Origin of the sequence: Mycolicibacterium madagascariense, assembly GCF_010729665.1 — a bacterium.
Taxonomy (GTDB): domain Bacteria; phylum Actinomycetota; class Actinomycetes; order Mycobacteriales; family Mycobacteriaceae; genus Mycobacterium; species Mycobacterium madagascariense.
In genome coordinates this window covers 3,853,372-3,870,845 of record NZ_AP022610.1, presented here as the reverse complement: position 1 = coordinate 3,870,845, position 17,474 = coordinate 3,853,372, and the positions used below count along the sequence as shown (strand labels likewise).

The following is a 17,474-nucleotide window of genomic DNA, read 5'->3' as shown; positions in this document are numbered from 1 at the left end:
ATCTTGGACACCCGTCGGCCCGGGATGGTCTAGTCGTCGCCATGACGAACTCGATCAACCGGCGCACGCTGTTGGGCGTCGCCATGGCCGGTGTCGGCGCCGTAGTTACGGGTTCACCCGCCGCCGCGCAGGGCCCCCGGGCGCAGGATGCGCTGGCCCAACTCGAGGCGCGCGCCCGGGTCCGACTCGGCGTGTTCGCCCTCGACACCGCCACGCAGGCGAGCACCGGTTACCGCGCCGACGAACGCTTCCTGCTCTGCTCGACGGGCAAGGTGCTCGACGTCGCTGCCATCCTCAAGCGCAGTGAGACCGATCCCGGTCTGCTCGACCGCGTGATCACCTACGGGCCGTCCGACGTCCTGGCCTACGCGCCGGTCACGTCGCAGCACGTGACCGATGGCATGACCGTGGCGGCGCTGTGCGACGCCGCGATCACCGTCAGCGACAACACGGCCGCCAACCTGCTCGTCGAACTCCTGGGTGGCCCGCCCGCGGTGACGGCGTTCGCCCGCGGGATCGGCGACGGCGTCACGCGCGTCGACCGGCTCGAGCCGGATCTCAACGTCACCACCCCCGGCGACCCCCGCGATACCTCCACCCCGCGGCAGATGGCGCTCGACCTGCAGACGCTGGTCCTCGGCGACGGGCTCGCGGACGACTCGCGGCAGCGGCTGACCGATCTGCTGAAGGCGAATACCACGGGGGCGCAGACGATTCGGGCCGGGCTGCCATCGGACTGGGTCGTCGGTGACAAGACCGGCAGCGGCGCGCAGGGCGAGGGCAACGACGTCGCCGTCGCCTGGCCGCCGAACCGGCCCCCGCTGCTCATCGCGATCTACGTCGCGCCCGTCGACCCGCACCTCGCGGCGGACGACGTGCACCGCGTCATCGCCGAGGCGGCCAGGATCGCCTCGGGGTCCTAACCCGCGAAGCGTCCCGCGACCGGCGGCAGGTCCTTGAGCGTGACGATCCCCGGCGCCGCGGCGACCACGGCGGGTACGGCGTTGGTGACCGGCATGGCGGTGTAGATCATGCCGAGGCCCATGAAACCCGGCTCCGCCCAACCCTTCGGCGGCAGGCAGTGCAGGACCGTGCGCATGTTCGGCGTGCCGAAGACCTGGATGACGTGCCCGTGTTCGAGGGGCTTGGGCGGTGTGACGTGGTCGCCCATCGTCCAGTTGAAGCCCACGCTGACGACGTTGCGGTCACCGACCCATCCACGGTGGTAGCCGTACACGCCGCCGACGCTGCCCGCGGGGATCCGCATGAAGCCCAGATCGCTGTCGCCCGTCGCGGCGGTGAATTCGACGTCGAAGGTCATCCGGTCCAGCGGCGCCCCGATCGCGTCGGCCATCATCGCCGCCGACTCGGCGAACACCTCGCTCTCGCGCCGCACGCTCTCGGCCAGGTCGGGGGTGGCCGGGTCCCGGCCGAAGCCCATCGCGGCCTGCGTGCCCGCCGACTCGTAGGTCGAACAGTCCACCGACTCGGTGATCCGGATCTCGGTGACGTCCTCGCACGCGCCGGAGAGCACCATGCCCACCATGTTCGTCATGCCGGGGTGGGCGCCGCTGCCGAAGATGGTGGAATTGCCTGTCGCACAGGCCTTCTGGATGCGGTCGCGATCTTCGGGGGTCTGCTTGCCGCCAGTGATCCAGGCGGCGCTGGAGCACACGTTGACACCGGCCTCGAGCAGCCTGACGAGGTCGTCGACGTCGGGCCACAGCGGGTTGTAGCAGCACGCGTCGGGCGCCACCGCGAGCAGCCTGTCGACGTCGTCGGTGGCGGTGACGCCCGTGGGTTCGGTCAGGCCGGCCAGTTCGGCCGCGTCGACGCCGACCTTGTCCGCACCGTGGGCGTAGACCCCGACGAGTTCCATGTCGTCGCGGCCGATGATCGCGTGCAGGGACCGTCGCCCGATGTTGCCGGTGGTCCACTGAATCACCCGAAGGGGTCTGGAGGAAGTCACGGGTGAACACTATTGGTGAAAGTGTCGACTGTGCGGCATCTCGTCGAGAATCCCGGCGATCGTCGACGGCAGGGCGCACAGTCGGCAACGCTGGCATGATCGCCGGATGCACCACTTCCTCCCCGCCACGTCGTCGACGGTGCACTGGGGCTTCTTCGACCCGCGGCTGTCGCCGGTGCTCACCGTCGCCTCGGGTGACCTGGTGCAGATCGAGACGCTCACCCACCACGCCGGCGATGCCCCCGATCTGCTGATGGACGCCGGCATCACCGAGGTGTTCGACAGCGTGACCGATCGTGGGCCGGGGCCGCATCTGCTCACCGGTCCCATCGCCGTCGAGGGCGCCCAGCCCGGAGACGTCCTGCAGGTGGACATCCTGACGGCCGTCCCGCGGCTGCCCTACGGGTCCAACCTCGCCGCGCACTGGGGGCACCTCTACGGCGAGATCCCCGGCGAGCGCGTCACCATCTACGAGTTCGACGCCGACGCCCAGCTGGGCCGCGCCGTGTTCGGCTACGACTGGACCGCCACCGCGCTGGCCGATCAGCCCGGCACCGTCGTGGCGCCCGACCCGGCGGCCCGCGAGCCCGCACTGCCCGGCGTGGTGGTCCCGCTGCGGCCGCACTTCGGCACGACGGGGGTCGCGCCCGCGGAGCCGGAGCGGGTCTCGTCGGTCCCGCCGGGTGACCACGGTGGCAACGTCGACAACTGGCGCATCGGCGCGGGCGGGCGGATGTACTACCCGGTGCAGGTGCCCGGCGCGCTGCTCTCGGTGGGCGACCCGCACGTGTCGCAGGGCGACGGCGAGATCAGCGGCACGGCCCTGGAGTCATCGTTGAACGGCATGCTGCGCTTGACCATTCGGCGCGATCTGCCGTTCACCGTTCCCGTCCTGGAGACCGCGACGGAGCTCCTGGTGCACGGGTTCGGCGACACCCTCGACGCGGCGATGAAGGCCGCCGCGCTGCGCACCCTGGACGTGCTGGTGCGCTGTTTCGGGCTGAGCAGCAAGGACGCGTACTCGTTCATGTCGGTCGCCGTGGACTTCACGGTCACGCAGGTCGTCGACCAGCGCCAGGGCGTCCACGGCCGCATCGACAAGCGTTGCTTCCCGCGCTGGCCGCTCGCCGCATGACGGGCATCACGGCGTACCGCTTCACCCCCGAGGACGGCGTGCCGCCCGCGGTGGCGCCGTTCGCGCACGCCACCGCCGCGGGCCAGACGCTCTACGTCACGGGCCAGATGCCCACCGACGTCGACGGCTCCGTGGTGGGCACCGACGTCGCCACCCAGACCGACCAGGTGATGCGAAACCTGTTGCGCGTCACCGAACTCTGCGGCGGCGCGCTGGCCGACGTGGTGGCGGTGCGCGCCTATCTCATCGACTGGGCCGACTATGAGGCCTTCAATGTCGCCTACGCCGCCTGGTTCCCCGACCGGCTGCCCTCGCGGACCTGCGTCGGCGTGACGGGTCTGGCCGTCGGTGCGCTGGTCGAGATCGATTGGGTGGCTTGGCGTTTCGATGGCTGGACATAGGTTCATCCACAGGGGGAGATTCATCCACAGGTCGTGATCGGAGGCCGGTGCGGGGGCGGGGTGGCGTCGAGGGCCGGGCCTACCGTCGCGGCATGAACACCGAACGACTGGCCGACCGGGTGGAGCGCCGCCTGGCCGGGCCGCGCAGTGCCGGGGACGACGTCGACGAGGGGGAGGAGTCCGACACCACGCTGTCGCGCTGGCTGCCCGAGGCCACCGCGGGCGGGCCGTCCGGCTGGCTGGCCTCGCTGCGGGCCGACCCGGGCCGGGCCGGAGTGCTCGGCCTGGGCATCGTCGGCGCGATCGCGGTCCTGGTGACGGTCTTCACCCTGATGTGCGACGACGGGCCCGCCGTGTCCTCGGCGAAACTGCCTCCCGTGCAGAGGGTTACGTCGTCTGCCCCGGCGGCCGGTCCCGGCGCGCCGCCGCCCGCCGGGCCGGTGATCGTCAGCGTCGTCGGGTTGGTGCATCAGCCCGGCCTGGTGACGCTGGATCCCGGGGCGCGCATCGCCGATGCGCTGCGCACGGCCGGGGGCGCCCTACCGGGGGCCGACGTGGTCGGGCTCAACATGGCGCGCCGCGTCGAGGACGGCGAGCAGATCGTCGTCGGAATCGCCTCTCCGCCGGGCGCGCCACCGGCCATGGGCAGCTCCGTCACCTCCGCGCCGGGCGCCTCGCCTGCGAAGCGGGCACCGGGTGTGACGCCGACGGCGTCGACGGGCGCGGTGAACCTCAACACCGCGACGCTCGAACAGCTCGACGCCCTGCCCGGCGTCGGGCCGGTCACCGCCGCGGCGATCGTCGCCTTCCGCGACGCCAACGGGCGGTTCGCCGGGGTCGACCAACTCGGCGACGTCGACGGCATCGGCCCCGCCCGGCTGGAGAAGCTGCGTGCCCTGGTCACGGTGTGACGACGGTGTCGGCACCGACGTCAGCACCAGCAGCGGCACCGACGGACGCCGTCGCCCCGGACGTCCGCCTGGTACCGGCGGCGGTGACCGGTTGGGCCGTCACCGCGGCGGGCATCGTGTGGGGCTCCTCGGGCGCGATCGTCGTGACCGTCGCGGCGGTGGTCGTGGCGGCCGTCGTGGCCTGGCGGCTACCGGCGGGGTCGACGAGCGCCGTGCTCGCCGTCGCGGTGATCGGCATCGGCTTCGCAGTCGCCGTGGCGCTGCGGGTGGACCGTGTCCACCACCATCCGATCGCGTCGCGCCACGGTGCGACGGTGACGGTGGCGCCGACCGAGTCCCCCCGCTACGTCAACGGCCGAATGATGTTCCGCGCCAACCTGATCGACGTCGACGGGGAGCGCAGCGACGGCCGCGTCGTGGTGTTCGCGCCCGCATTCGACTTCGCCGACGTGACCGCGGGACGCCCCGCGACGTTTCGCGCCCGAGTGTCGCGGCCCACCCGGCGGGACCTGTCGGTGGCGGTGCTGACCGCAACGGGCCGACCGAGACTCGGGACGGCCAGCACGGCGCAGCGGGCGGCGCAGGCCGTCCGTACGCGGTTCGCCGAGGCGGCGCGGGCGGTGCTGCCCGCCGACGAGGCGGCGATGCTGCCCGCGCTGGTGCTCGGTGACACGTCGGCCGTCGACCAGGACACGTCGGCGCAGTTTCGCAGCGCCGGGTTGACGCATCTGACGGCCGTCTCGGGGGCCAACGTCACGATCGTGTGCGGGGCGGTGCTGCTGACGGCAGGCCTGCTCGGTCCGCGGATCGCGGTGGCCCTGGCCGCGGTGGTGCTCGTCGCCTTCGTGGTGGTAGTGCAACCGTCGGCGAGCGTGCTCCGCGCCGCCGCCATGGGGGCCATCGCGCTCCTCGCGGTGATCGTGCGGCGCAGGCGGCGACCGATTCCCGCACTGTCGGCGTGCGTCCTGCTGCTCCTGGCCGCGGCCCCGGAGCTGGCGGTGGACGCCGGGTTCGCGCTGTCGGTGTCGGCGACGGCCGCGATCGTCGTCGTCGCACCGGCGTGGACGCACCGCCTACGGGACCGCGGCTGGCCGGCCCCGCTCGCGGCCGCCGTGAGCGTGACCGGTGCCGCGCAACTGGTCACCGCACCGCTGGTCGCGGGACTGTCGGGCTCCGTCAGCTTGGTGTCGGTGGTCACCAACGTCGCGGTGTCGGTCGTGGTCGCGCCGATCACGGTGATCGGCACCGCGGCGGCGACGCTGGCCGTGCCGTGGCCGTGGGCGGCGGAGCTGGCGATCAGGTTCACCGGGCCCGAGCTGTGGTGGCTGCTGCACGTCGCGCGCTGGGCGGCGGCGGTGCCGGGCGCCACGGTGTCGGTGCCGTCGGGGTGGCCCGGCGTCGCGATCGTGGCGGCCGTGGGCGTCGCCGGGGTGGGGCTGTGGCGCGTGCGGCGAGGACGGATCGTCGTGCTCGCGGCCGTCGCCTGCCTGGTCGCGTGGGCGCTGACGTCGTCCGGCCGGGACGAGGTGTGAATCGGTCGGTGGGTCGTGACACCATCGGGGCGTGAGTCAATTGCACCTCGTGCTCGGTGATGAGGAACTGCTCGTCGAGCGCGCGATCGCCGGTGTCCTGCGGGCCGCGCGCAAGCAGTCCGGTACCCACGACGTGCCCGTGGACCGCATGCGCGCCGGCGAGGTCAGCACCAACGAACTGGCCGAGCTGCTCAGCCCCTCGCTGTTCGCCGACGAACGCGTCCTTGTGCTGGAGGCCGCGGCCGAGGCGGGCAAGGACGCCGTGGCGCTGATCGCCGACGCGGCCGGTGACCTACAACCGGGAACGGTGCTCGTCGTCGTGCACTCCGGCGCGGGTCGCGCCAAGGCCCTGGCCGATCAGCTGAAGACCCTCGGTGCCGAGGTCCACCCCTGCGCCAAGATCGCGAAGGCCGGCGAGCGGGCCGACTTCGTCCGGCGCGAGTTCCGCGCGCTCAAGGTCAAGGTCGGCGACGACGTCGTGACCGCGGTGCTCGACGCCGTGGGGTCCGACATCCGTGAATTGGCCGCCGCCTGCTCGCAGCTCGTCGCCGACACCGGCGGCGAGGTCGACGCGGCCGCCGTGCGGCGCTACCACAGCGGCAAGGCGGAGGTGAAGGGCTTCGACATCGCCGACAAGGCGGTCACCGGGGACGTCGCCGGGGCGGCAGAGGCGTTGCGCTGGGCGATGATCGGCGGGGAACCGCACGTCGTACTCGCCGACGCACTGGCCGAGGCCGTGCACACGATCGCCAGGGTGGGGCCGATCTCCGGTGATCCGTACCGGTTGGCGGGAGAGCTGGGCATGCCGCCATGGCGGATCCAGAAGGCGCAGAAGCAGTCCAGGCGCTGGACGCGCGATTCAGTGGCCGAGGCGATGCGATTGGTGGCGGCGCTCAACGCCGACGTCAAGGGCGCCGCGGCGGACGCGGACTACGCCCTGGAGTCGGCGGTGCGCAGGGTGGCCGAGCTGGCCGGGGGCTAGCGGATCAGAGCTTGTTCAGCGCGCTGGCCAGAGCCGACTTCTTGTTGGCGGCCTGATTCTTGTGGATGACACCCTTGCTGGCGGCCTTGTCGAGCTTGCGGCTCGTGGTGGCCAGCAACTCAGCGGCCTTGTCCTTCTCGCCGGCGTCGATCGCCTCGCGGAAACCGCGGACGGCCGTGCGCAGGGCGGACTTCACCGACTGATTGCGCAGCCGGGCGCGCTCGTTGGTGAGGATTCGCTTCTGCTGCGACTTGATGTTGGCCACGCGTCAGTTCCTTCTACATGTCAGCTTGGGTGATAACCAAAGGTTTCGGGGGCGCCCGACACCGGGCAGCGAGAATTCAGGTTACCAGCGCGCCGGGTAAATACCCAAAGCAGCGGGTCGTGGCCTGCCGAAATTCGACACGTGCGGCAGCATGTCACGGGTGAGCCTTCGAACACTGCCCGCGGACGGCGCCCGATCGGGGCGCAAGGCCGCGTCCTCCTCAAAACGTCACGACGGCATCTTCGGCGGGTACAACGACGTCGGCAATTACGCCAAGGCGTTCGACGAGATGTTCGACGCCCAGGGCAACGTCCGGGGACCGTACAAGGGCATCTTCGCCGAGTTGGCCCCCTCGGACGCCTCCGAGCTCGCGGCGCGATCCGAGGCGCTGGGCCGCGCGTTCATCGACCAGGGCATCACCTTCTCGCTGTCCGGCCAGGAGCGGCCGTTCCCGCTGGACCTGGTGCCCAGGGTGATCTCGGCGGCGGAGTGGTCGCGGCTCGAGCGCGGCATCAAGCAGCGCGTCAAGGCCCTCGAGATGTTCCTCGACGACATCTACGGCGAGCAGGAGATCCTGCGCGACGGGGTCATCCCGCGCCGGCTGATCACCTCGTGTGAGCACTTCCACCGCGAGGCCGCGGGCATCATCCCTCCCAACGGCGTGCGGATTCACGTCGCGGGAATCGATCTGGTGCGCGACGGCCAGGGCACGTTCCGGGTGCTCGAGGACAACCTGCGCTCGCCGTCGGGGGTGTCCTACGTCATGGAGAACCGCCGCACGATGGCGAGGGTCTTCCCGAATCTGTTCGCGACGCACCGCGTCCGCTCGGTCGGTGACTACTCCTCGCATCTGCTGCGCGCGCTGCGCAACGCGGCGGCCTCGAACGAGGCCGATCCGACGGTCGTCGTGCTCACGCCCGGCGTCTACAACTCGGCCTACTTCGAGCATTCGCTGCTGGCCCGTCAGATGGGCGTCGAACTCGTCGAGGGGCGCGACCTGTTCTGCCGCGACAACACCGTCTACATGCGGACCACCGAGGGGGAGCGGCAGGTCGACGTCATCTACCGCCGCATCGACGACGAATTCCTCGACCCCATGCACTTCAAGCCCGACTCGGTGCTCGGCGTGGCGGGCATCCTCAACGCGGCCCGCGCGGGCAACGTCGTGATCTCCAGCGCCGTCGGCAACGGCGTCGGCGACGACAAGCTCGTCTACTGCTACGTCCCGACGATCGTCGAGTACTACCTGGGCGAGAAGCTGTCGCTCGCCAACGTCGACACGTTCCGGTGCTGGCTCGACGACGAGCGCGAAGAGGTGCTCGACCGGATCGACGAACTCGTCATCAAGCCCGTCGAGGGCTCCGGCGGGTACGGCATCGTGTTCGGGCCCGACGCGTCGGAGAAGGAACTGGCCGCCATCACCAAGAAGGTCCGCAGTGATCCGCGCGGCTGGATCGCGCAGCCGGTCGTCCAATTGTCCACCGTGCCAACGCAAATCGACGATGCGCTCGCACCGCGCCACGTCGATCTGCGACCCTTCGCGGTCAACGACGGCGACGACGTGTGGGTGCTGCCGGGCGGCCTGACCCGCGTCGCGCTGCCCGAGGGATCGCTGGTGGTGAACTCCAGCCAGGGCGGCGGGTCCAAGGACACCTGGGTGCTGGCGTCGCGCGCGTCGGTCGCCGATCGCGAGCTCGGCGCGGCCGAGGTCGTCCGCGCGCTGCCCAAGCTCGGCAAGAACGGCAAGTCTGCCGACCGCAACGGAGACTCCCAGCAGCAACAGTCCCAGGCGATGGGCCCGCAGGAACAGCAGCAACAGCAGCAGCAGTCCCAGTCGATGGGCCAGCAGCAACAGCAGCAGCAACAACGCTCGATGGGCCAGCAGCAACTACAGCAGCAGCGGCAGGTGGTGCGCTGATGCTCGCGCGCAACGCGGAATCGCTGTACTGGATCGGTCGCTACGTCGAACGCGCCGACGACACCGCCCGCATCCTCGACGTCACCGTGCACCAGCTGCTGGAGGACTCCAGCGTCGACCCCGACCATGCGTCGCGCACGCTGCTGCGGGTGCTCGGCATCGAACCGCCGGACACCGAACTCGACCTGTGGTCGCTGACCGACCTGGTCGCGTTCAGCCGCGACACCCAGGGCGGCTGCTCGATCGTCGACTCCATCTCCGCGGCGCGCGAAAACGCCCGCGGCGCACGCGAAGTCACCTCGACCGAGATCTGGGAGTGCCTCAACACCACCTACAACGCCCTGCCCGAGCGCGAACGGGCAGCCAAGCGCCTCGGCCCGCACGAGTTCCTGTCCTACATCGAGGGGCGCGCCGCGCAGTTCGCCGGCCTCGCGGACTCGACGCTGTCGCGCGACGACGGCTACCGCTTCATGGTGCTGGGCCGGGCCGTCGAACGCGTCGACATGATCGTACGGCTGCTGCTGTCGCGCGTCGGTGACAGCGCGTCGTCGCCGGCCTGGGTGACGGTGCTGCGCTCGGCGGGCGCCCATGACACCTACCTGCGCACCTACCGCGGCGTGCTCGACGCGGGCCGCGTCGTGGAGTTCATGATGCTCGACCGGCTGTTCCCGCGGTCGGTGATGTACTCGCTGCGGTTGGCCGAGCACAGCCTCGACGAATTGCACCACCGCAGGCTCAACCGGGTGGGTGCGACCGCCGAGGCGCAGCGTCTACTCGGCCGTGCCAGAAGCGAATTGGAGTTCCTGCGACCGGGTGTGCTGCTGGAGTCCCTCGAGGAGACCCTTGGCGCGCTGCAGACCACGTGCGCGGACGTCGGTGAGGCGCTGGCGGTGGAGTACTTCTACTCCGCGCCGTGGGTGGCCTGGACTGATGCCGGCCGGGCCGGGTCGCTGGTGATCGAGGAAGGCGAGGTCTGAGCCGATGAGCGCTCGCGCGAAGGGAAGCAACTGATGTGGCGCATGCGGGTCATCCATGCGACCGGGTACGCCTACAAGTCGCCGGTCACCGCGTCGTTCAACGAGGCGCGGTTGACGCCGCGGTCGGACTCGCGGCAAAACGTCGTGCTCAACCGGGTCGAGACGGTCCCCGCGACGCGGTCCTACCGCTACGTCGACTACTGGGGCACGGCCGTCACGGCGTTCGACCTGCACGCTCCGCACACCGAACTCGAGGTGACGGCGTCCTCGGTCGTCGAGACCGACCGGGACGAGGAGCCCACGGAGAAGCTGACGTGGGACGAGCTCGCCAGCGAGGCGGTCAAGGACCAGTTCGACGAGTACCTGGCGTCCTCGGACTACGCGCCGAGCAGCAGACGCATGCACCGGGTGGGCCAGCGCATCGCCAAGTACCACGATCCGCAGGCGGCGATCGTCGAGGCGGCCCAGTGGGTGCACACCGAACTGGCGTACGTGCCGGGGACCACGGGCGTGCACTCCTCGGGACTCGACGCGCTGCGCGAGGGCAAGGGCGTCTGCCAGGACTTCGCCCACCTCACGCTGATCCTGTTGCGCAGCATGGGAATTCCCGCCCGGTACGTGTCGGGCTACCTGCATCCGAACGCCAAGGCCAAGGTCGGCGACACCATCGACGGTCAGAGCCACGCGTGGATCCAGGCGTGGACGGGCGGCTGGTGGAACTACGACCCCACCAACGACAAGGCGATCAACGAGCAGTACATCAGCGTCGGCGTCGGCCGTGACTACCACGACGTGACGCCGCTGAAGGGCATCTACTCGGGGGAGGGGTCGACCGACCTCGACGTCGTCGTGGAGATCACCCGGCTGGCGTAGCCGTTCAACCGTTCAGCCGCCTGCGTCACTCGCGGCCGGCCGACACCCACGCCAGGTTCGCGATCCGGGTGCCCGACACCGTGGCGGCCGCAGCGTCCAGGCGGGCCAGCTGGGCATCGCTCAGCGCGACGTCCAGGGAATCGAAGTTCTCCTGTACGCGGGCGGCGCGTCGGGTGCCGGGGATGGGCGCCGACGCCACCCCGAAGTCGTCGGCCCGGTAGCGCAGCCAGGCCAGGGCGACCTGGGCCGCGGTGGCCTCCCGTTCCTCGGCGACGGAGCGGATCACCTCCACGACGGCGAGGTTCTTCGCCAGCGCCTCGTCGGAGAACCGCGGCATGTTGCGCCGGAAGTCCGACGACTCGGTGAAGTCCGAGACCGACGTGAGCGTGCCCGTCAGGAAGCCGCGGCCCAGCGGCGAGTAGGGCACGAAGCCGATGCCCAGTTCGGCCGCCGTCGGCACCACCTGGTTCTCGACGTCACGACTCCAGATCGACCATTCGCTCTGCACGGCGGCGATCGGGTGGACCGCGACGGCGGCGCGCAGCTCGTCGCCCGTCACCTCGGACAGGCCGAGATGGCGGACCTTGCCCGCGGCGACGAGTTCGGCCATCGCCCCGACGGTCTCCTCGATCGGCACGGTCAGGTCGCGCCGGTGCATGTAGTAGAGGTCGACGACGTCGGTCTGCAGCCGTTGCAGGCTCTCGTCGATGCACTGCCGGACGTAGGCGGCGTCGCCGCGCGCGGTCGGCGTGGCGTCGGGGGCGCGGTCGGCGGGGTTGCCGACGATGCCGAACTTGGTGGCCAGCGTTACCTCGTCGCGCCGGTCGGCGAGCACGTGCGCGATGAGTCGCTCGTTCGCGCCGCCACCGTAGACGTTCGCGGTGTCGATGAACGTGACGCCCAGGTCGAGCGCCCGGTGCAGCGTCTGCAGGGACTCTGCGTCGTCGACGCCGCCGTAGACCGGCGTCAGCGCCATGGCGCCGAACCCCACCGCGCTGACCGTCAGGTCGTCGCCGAGCGTGACGGTTTCGGTCATGGTGCTCCCCTCGTGTCGTTCGGATCTTCGGCTACCAACCGGCGCCCGCGCTTCAGTGTTCCCCTGCCGACGCCTCCGCCGTGAGAGCATCGTGGGCGTGCAGGTCAGACCCGCGACCCGGACCGACGTCCCCGCGCTGTCGACGACGCTGGGCCGGGCCTTCTTCGACGATCCCGTGATGTGCTGGATGCTGCCCGACGCCCGGGTGCGCCGTCGCAGGCTGCACCGGCTCTTCGAGTCGCTGACCCGCCATCACCATCTGTCGCGCGGCGGGGTGGAGGTGGCGACCGCAAGCGACGGGATCGGCGCCGCCGCGCTATGGGACCCGCCCGGCCAGTGGCGTCAGACCCGCGCCGAGGAGTGGCGCGCCCTGCCGTCGCTGCTGTGGTCGTTCGGAGCGTCCCTGCGCCGCGGCAGCATCGTCGAGGAGCTCATGAAGGCCGCCCACCCCGAGGAGCCGCACTGGTACCTGGCGGTCATCGGCAGCGATCCCGACGTCCGTGGCACGGGCTTCGGACAGGCGCTGATGCGGTCCCGGCTGGACCGCTGCGACGACGAGCACGCCCCGGCCTATCTGGAGTCGAGCAACCCCGTCAACGTGCCCTACTACCAGCGTTTCGGCTTCGAGATCACCGGGGAGATTCCGCTGCCCGGCGGTGGGCCCAGCCTGGTGCCGATGTGGCGTCGGCCGCGGTAGGGCCGGCGAGCAGACGCCAATGTGCGCTCGACGCGGCGTGTCGCGACGGATTTGCGGCTGCTCGCGGGGGTCAGCTCCAGGAGTACTGGGTGCGCAACCGTTGCGCGACGACCTCGAACGTCTCGCGGGCGAGGATGGCGCCCTCGCGGCGAATGCCCTCCTCCGGCACGTCGAGCACGCGGTCGAGCCGCACCCAGCTCGCTCGCCCCTCGTAATCCCAACTGCCGCTACCGATTCCGACCCAACTGCGGTCGGACACGTGGCGCTCCTGGCTGGACAGCATCAGACCCAGCAGCGTCGACCCGTCGCGGCCGACGACGAGCACGGGCCGGTCCTTGCCGCGCGAGGGGTCCTCCTCGTAGACGACCCACGTCCACACGATCTCGCCGGGGTCGGCCCGCCCGTCGAGGTTCGGCGCATAGGACACCCGGCGAGCCCGGTGGGCGGTGGGCACGCTGTCCTTGGTGATCGGCCGGCCGGCCGCGATGGCACGCTGCGGCTCGGCGGGTGCGCCGGCGAGCACGCTGCGGCCGACGTTGATCCCGACGTTCAGGCCCAGCTTGAGGCCCTCCTGCAGGGTGCGCGGCCGGGTCTCGGGTCTCTGCAGCTGACGGATGATCTTGGGCGCCTCTTGGAACACCAACTGCTCCGCCACGCGCTGAAAGGTCTTCCACTGCGCAGCCATGAGGACGAGCATAGGTGAGCTTTCGCGCTCGCGATTGTGTCGTGGCGACGGTCAGTCGATACGCTGGAGAGGCACGACCGAGCCCCCACCAGGAGATTCCCATCAGCAGCTTCGCCGACAAGACCTTCACTGCGCCGGCGCAGATTCGGAACTTCTGCATCATCGCCCACATCGACCACGGCAAGTCGACGTTGGCCGACCGGATGCTGGGCATCACCGGCGTCGTCGCCGACCGGGACATGCGGGCGCAGTACCTCGACCGCATGGACATCGAGCGCGAACGCGGCATCACCATCAAGGCGCAGAACGTGCGCCTGCCCTGGGAGGCCGACGGTCAGCAGTACGTGCTGCACCTGATCGACACGCCCGGCCACGTCGACTTCACCTACGAGGTGTCCCGCGCGCTGGAGGCCTGCGAGGGTGCGGTGCTGCTCGTCGACGCCGCGCAGGGCATCGAGGCCCAGACCCTGGCGAACCTGTACCTGGCGCTGGACCGCGATCTGACGATCATCCCGGTGCTCAACAAGATCGACCTGCCCGCCGCCGACCCCGACCGCTATGCCTCCGAGATCGCCCACATCATCGGCTGCGAGCCCGACGACGTGCTGCGGGTCTCCGGCAAGACCGGCGCCGGCGTGCGCGAGTTGCTCGACGAGGTGGTCCGCCAGATCCCCGCGCCCGTCGGGGACGCCGATGCGCCCGCCCGGGCGATGATCTTCGACTCGGTCTACGACATCTACCGCGGCGTCGTGACGTACGTCCGCGTAGTCGACGGCACGCTGCGGCCGCGCGAGAAGATCAAGATGATGTCCACCGGCACCACGCACGAGCTGCTGGAAGTGGGTATCGTCTCACCGGAGCCGAAGGCATCCGACGGCCTCGGCGTCGGTGAGGTGGGCTACCTCATCACCGGGGTGAAGGACGTCCGCCAGTCCAAGGTCGGTGACACCGTGACCTCGGCCCGCAACGGGGCCACCGAGGCGCTGACCGGCTACCGCGAGCCCAAGCCGATGGTCTACTCGGGGCTCTACCCGGTCGACGGCTCCGACTACCCGAATCTGCGCGACGCGCTGGAGCGGTTGCAGCTCAACGATGCGGCGCTGACGTGGGAGCCCGAGACCTCGGTGGCGCTGGGATTCGGTTTCCGCTGCGGGTTCCTCGGCCTGCTGCACATGGAGATCACCCGCGAGCGTCTCGAGCGCGAGTTCGACCTCGACCTGATCTCTACGTCGCCCAACGTGGTGTACCGGGTGGTCAAGGACGACGGTTCCGAACTCATCGTGACCAACCCGTCCGACTGGCCCGACGGCAAGGTCGGCGCCGTCTACGAACCCATCGTCAAGACGACGATCATCGCCCCGAGTGAGTTCATCGGCACCATCATGGAGCTGTGCCAGTCGCGGCGCGGCGAGCTCGGCGGCATGGACTACCTGTCGCCCGAGCGCGTCGAGCTGCGCTACACGATGCCGTTGGGCGAGATCATCTTCGACTTCTTCGACTCGTTGAAGTCGCGCACCCGCGGCTACGCCAGCCTGGACTACGAGGAGGCCGGCGAGCAGGAGGCCGATCTCGTCAAGGTCGACATCCTGCTGCAGGGTGAGGCGGTGGACGCGTTCTCGGCCATCGTGCACAAGGACGGTGCTGCCGCCTACGGCAACAAGATGACCACCAAGCTCAAGGAACTCATTCCGCGCCAGCAGTTCGAGGTCCCCGTTCAGGCCGCCATCGGCGCGAGAATCATTGCGCGCGAGAACATTCGGGCCATCCGCAAGGACGTGCTGAGCAAGTGCTACGGCGGTGACATCACCCGCAAGCGCAAGCTGCTCGAGAAGCAGAAGGAAGGCAAGAAGCGGATGAAGACCATCGGCCGGGTCGAGGTCCCGCAGGAGGCCTTCGTCGCGGCGCTGTCCTCGGACGCCGCCAGCGACAAGCCGAAGAAGTAGCCATGGCGCGATGGCTGGCGTGCTGCGCCGTGTCGGCCATCCTGTTGAGCGGCTGCGCCAGTACCGTGCACGGCGTCGCCGTGCCCGCCACGTCGGCGCTGGAGATCCTGCCCACCGACGACGAGATCAGCGCGGTGGCGGGTAATACCCTGAGCACGTTCGGTTTTCGACCGTTCGTCGGCGGTGCGGAGATCCTTCCCGACGGCTTCCGCACCGACGCCGACGCGTCGCCCATCGGCTGTGCCGCCGTCACCGACACCGCGCCGCGGATCGTCTACGAGCGCCTGCCGGTCCTCGAGGCCGCCAGGGAGAGCTACTTCAACTGGGATGAGGGCGTGGACACCTCGGGCGCGGACGCGGCGGTGATCCGACTGTCCACCGCGAGCGCCACCGGGGACGCGTTTGAATCCTTCGCGCGACAGTGGCAGCAGTGCGCGGGCACCACCGTGGTCAAGCACGTGCTGGGGACGGTCGTCGACGCCGCGATCTCCGACGTCGCCCGCAGGGACGGCGTGGTGGCCGCGACGGTGCGCACCCAACGGCAGCCGGGTACGGCCACCTCGCGCTACGAACGCGCCATCGGGATGCGGGGAAACACCATCGTCGAAGTGTCCCTTGCCATTACGCCCAAGGGTGAACGCCAACCGGATCCGCAGGCGGCGGCGGTGCGCATCGCCAAGGACATGCTGGACAGGAGCGCGGCGCCGGCTAGGCCCTGACGGGTGTGAAGGCTCCCCGGTAGGCCGCGGCCGGATGACGTTCGGGCAGTAGATCGCTCCCGAAGAGCTTCTTGCGCGTCGTGCCGGGGGAGTACTCGCGTTGCGCCAGACCGCGATCCTGTAGGACGGGGATCACGTGGTACACGAATTCCGCGTAACTGCCGGGGATGGTTGCGTTGACGACGTTGATGCCGTCGACACCCGCAGCGCGCCACTGCTCCAACCGGTCGGCGATGGTCTCCGGGGTGCCGACCACCCTCGAGTTGCGGCCCTGCAGGAGACCAAGATCGCGGATCGTGGCCGCCCGCCCCGAGACCGACTGCTGTACCCAGTCGACGATGCTGCGGACGCCGTCGGTGTGGCCGATGTCGCCCAGTGGGGTGTCCAGTGGGTAGCCACCGAAGTCGACCCCCACCGCGCCCGACAGATGGGCCACCATGGCGTCGAGGTCGATGGCGTCGTCGAGCTCGCCGGCCTTGCGCTGCGCTTCGGCCTCGGTGCTGCCGACGACGAAGTGCAGTCCTTGAAAGAACTTCAGGTCGCCGGGTTCGCGCCCGGCGGCCACGACCCGGCGGCGGGTGTCGTCGATGAGGACGCGCGCCTGCTCCGGTCCCGGGGTGATGATGAACTGTGCTTCGGCGTTGCGAGCCGCGAAATCCCGTCCAGCAGGCGATGATCCGGCCTGAAAAAGCACCGGGGTGCGTTGCGGTGACGGGGCCACCAGGTGCGGACCCTCGACGCGGTAGCGCGTGCCGACGTGGTTGATCTTGTGAATCTTCGCGTAGTCGCCGTGCAGTCCGCGCTCCCGGTCCTGCAGTAGTGCGCCGTCGTCCCACGAGCCCTCCCACAGCTTGTAGGCCACGTCGACGTACTCGTCGGCCCAGCGGTAGCGCTCGTCGTGTTCCTCCAGCTCGTCGTAGCCAAAGTTGCGGGCGCCGTTGGCAAGTGCGTTGGTGACGATGTTCCAGGCGATCCGCCCATGGGACGCGTGATCCAGTGTCGAGATCTTGCGGGCGAAGTTGAACGGATGCTCCTGAATCACCGAGCTGGTGATCGCGATGCCGAGATCGGTCGTGTTGTAGGCGATCGCCGAGGCGATGACACTGGGGTCGTTGCTGGGGATCTGCAGCCCGGAGTGCACGTACTTCTCGTAGGAGCCGCCGTAGTCGCCGTACAGACCGATGACGTCGGCGAAGAAGATGACGTCGAAACGCCCGCGCTCGAGGATCTTCGCCAACTCCACCCAGTGGTCCAGGGAGTTGAAGTTGGTCTGGCCCGCCTCGGGTCGACGCCACACGCCCTGCAGGATGTGCGAGGTCGTATTCATCACGAACGCCGAGAAGTGCAGCGGTCTGATCGACATTCGACCAGAGTTGGCTCGAACCATGGCTGCTGCCAAGGGTTTCGATCACGGTGCAGCCGAAGGGGCAT

The 17,474-nt window shown here is 70.0% G+C and carries 17 protein-coding genes; 12 read left to right on the top strand and 5 right to left on the bottom strand.

Annotation, left to right across the window (positions count from 1 at the left end; genetic code table 11):
* Nucleotides 1-41 precede the first annotated feature (41 nt).
* On the top strand, nucleotides 42-923 hold the full coding sequence (gene bla, locus G6N60_RS18245; protein ID WP_163739889.1) for a class A beta-lactamase: 882 nt from the start codon (nucleotides 42-44) through the stop codon (nucleotides 921-923).
* Here bla and G6N60_RS18240 read toward each other — a convergent pair.
* Nucleotides 920-1,969 (bottom strand): NAD(P)H-dependent amine dehydrogenase family protein, encoded by a 1,050-nt coding sequence (locus G6N60_RS18240; protein WP_163739887.1) that lies wholly within the window; start codon nucleotides 1,967-1,969, stop codon nucleotides 920-922. The two genes, bla and G6N60_RS18240, sit on opposite strands and share 4 nt — an antisense overlap.
* A gap of 106 nt (nucleotides 1,970-2,075) precedes the next feature.
* Between G6N60_RS18240 and G6N60_RS18235 the strand changes: the two genes are divergently transcribed.
* From G6N60_RS18235 to holA, 5 genes are all read left to right on the top strand, one after another.
* The gene (locus tag G6N60_RS18235) at nucleotides 2,076-3,104 is read left to right on the top strand and encodes an acetamidase/formamidase family protein (protein WP_163739885.1); all 1,029 of its coding nucleotides are present in this window, start codon (nucleotides 2,076-2,078) and stop codon (nucleotides 3,102-3,104) included.
* A complete protein-coding gene (locus tag G6N60_RS18230; protein WP_163739883.1) occupies nucleotides 3,101-3,505 on the top strand; it encodes a RidA family protein in 405 nt (134 codons plus the stop codon). Before G6N60_RS18235 ends, G6N60_RS18230 begins: the two co-directional genes overlap by 4 nt.
* Before the next feature lie 92 nt (nucleotides 3,506-3,597).
* Entirely contained in the window at nucleotides 3,598-4,416 is an 819-nt protein-coding gene (locus G6N60_RS18225; protein WP_163739881.1) for a ComEA family DNA-binding protein, read from the top strand.
* 5 nt (nucleotides 4,417-4,421) lie between these two features.
* Complete coding sequence (locus G6N60_RS18220; protein ID WP_163739878.1) at nucleotides 4,422-5,948, top strand: ComEC/Rec2 family competence protein; 1,527 nt, start codon at nucleotides 4,422-4,424, stop codon at nucleotides 5,946-5,948.
* Between the two features lie 31 nt (nucleotides 5,949-5,979).
* Nucleotides 5,980-6,930 carry a DNA polymerase III subunit delta gene (holA, locus tag G6N60_RS18215; RefSeq protein ID WP_163739876.1) on the top strand — a complete coding sequence of 317 codons (951 nt, stop codon included), beginning with the start codon at nucleotides 5,980-5,982 and terminating at the stop codon, nucleotides 6,928-6,930.
* 4 nt (nucleotides 6,931-6,934) lie between these two features.
* On the opposite strand, the gene rpsT is transcribed toward holA, so the two are convergent.
* Nucleotides 6,935-7,195: a 30S ribosomal protein S20 gene (gene rpsT / locus G6N60_RS18210; RefSeq protein ID WP_163739874.1), complete on the bottom strand. Its 261-nt coding sequence runs from the start codon at nucleotides 7,193-7,195 to the stop codon at nucleotides 6,935-6,937.
* Nucleotides 7,196-7,346: 151 nt separating this feature from the next.
* On the opposite strand from rpsT, the gene G6N60_RS18205 reads away from it, so the two are divergent.
* From G6N60_RS18205 to G6N60_RS18195, 3 genes are read left to right on the top strand one after another with little or no spacing between them, the layout of a single operon-like run.
* Nucleotides 7,347-9,113, top strand: coding sequence for a circularly permuted type 2 ATP-grasp protein (locus tag G6N60_RS18205; protein ID WP_163739872.1), 1,767 nt, complete (start codon nucleotides 7,347-7,349; stop codon nucleotides 9,111-9,113).
* Nucleotides 9,113-10,090 (top strand): alpha-E domain-containing protein, encoded by a 978-nt coding sequence (locus G6N60_RS18200; protein ID WP_163739870.1) that lies wholly within the window; start codon nucleotides 9,113-9,115, stop codon nucleotides 10,088-10,090. Before G6N60_RS18205 ends, G6N60_RS18200 begins: the two co-directional genes overlap by 1 nt.
* A 33-nt stretch (nucleotides 10,091-10,123) precedes the next feature.
* A complete protein-coding gene (locus tag G6N60_RS18195) occupies nucleotides 10,124-10,963 on the top strand; it encodes a transglutaminase family protein (protein ID WP_163739868.1) in 840 nt (279 codons plus the stop codon).
* A gap of 25 nt (nucleotides 10,964-10,988) precedes the next feature.
* Here the strand turns inward: G6N60_RS18195 and G6N60_RS18190 are convergent, their stop codons facing one another.
* On the bottom strand, nucleotides 10,989-11,999 hold the full coding sequence (locus tag G6N60_RS18190; RefSeq protein ID WP_163739865.1) for an aldo/keto reductase: 1,011 nt from the start codon (nucleotides 11,997-11,999) through the stop codon (nucleotides 10,989-10,991).
* Between the two features lie 91 nt (nucleotides 12,000-12,090).
* On the opposite strand from G6N60_RS18190, the gene G6N60_RS18185 reads away from it, so the two are divergent.
* Complete coding sequence (locus tag G6N60_RS18185; protein WP_163739863.1) at nucleotides 12,091-12,696, top strand: GNAT family N-acetyltransferase; 606 nt, start codon at nucleotides 12,091-12,093, stop codon at nucleotides 12,694-12,696.
* Between the two features lie 70 nt (nucleotides 12,697-12,766).
* On the opposite strand, the gene G6N60_RS18180 is transcribed toward G6N60_RS18185, so the two are convergent.
* The gene (locus tag G6N60_RS18180) at nucleotides 12,767-13,381 is read right to left on the bottom strand and encodes a type II toxin-antitoxin system PemK/MazF family toxin (RefSeq protein WP_179969709.1); all 615 of its coding nucleotides are present in this window, start codon (nucleotides 13,379-13,381) and stop codon (nucleotides 12,767-12,769) included.
* A gap of 41 nt (nucleotides 13,382-13,422) precedes the next feature.
* On the opposite strand from G6N60_RS18180, the gene lepA reads away from it, so the two are divergent.
* On the top strand, nucleotides 13,423-15,324 hold the full coding sequence (gene lepA, locus G6N60_RS18175) for a translation elongation factor 4 (RefSeq protein ID WP_163739859.1): 1,902 nt from the start codon (nucleotides 13,423-13,425) through the stop codon (nucleotides 15,322-15,324).
* Between the two features lie 2 nt (nucleotides 15,325-15,326).
* Nucleotides 15,327-16,043 carry a sensor domain-containing protein gene (locus G6N60_RS18170; RefSeq protein ID WP_163739857.1) on the top strand — a complete coding sequence of 239 codons (717 nt, stop codon included), beginning with the start codon at nucleotides 15,327-15,329 and terminating at the stop codon, nucleotides 16,041-16,043.
* Here G6N60_RS18170 and G6N60_RS18165 read toward each other — a convergent pair.
* A complete protein-coding gene (locus G6N60_RS18165; RefSeq protein WP_163739855.1) occupies nucleotides 16,033-17,406 on the bottom strand; it encodes an LLM class flavin-dependent oxidoreductase in 1,374 nt (457 codons plus the stop codon). The two genes, G6N60_RS18170 and G6N60_RS18165, sit on opposite strands and share 11 nt — an antisense overlap.
* Nucleotides 17,407-17,474 lie beyond the last annotated feature (68 nt).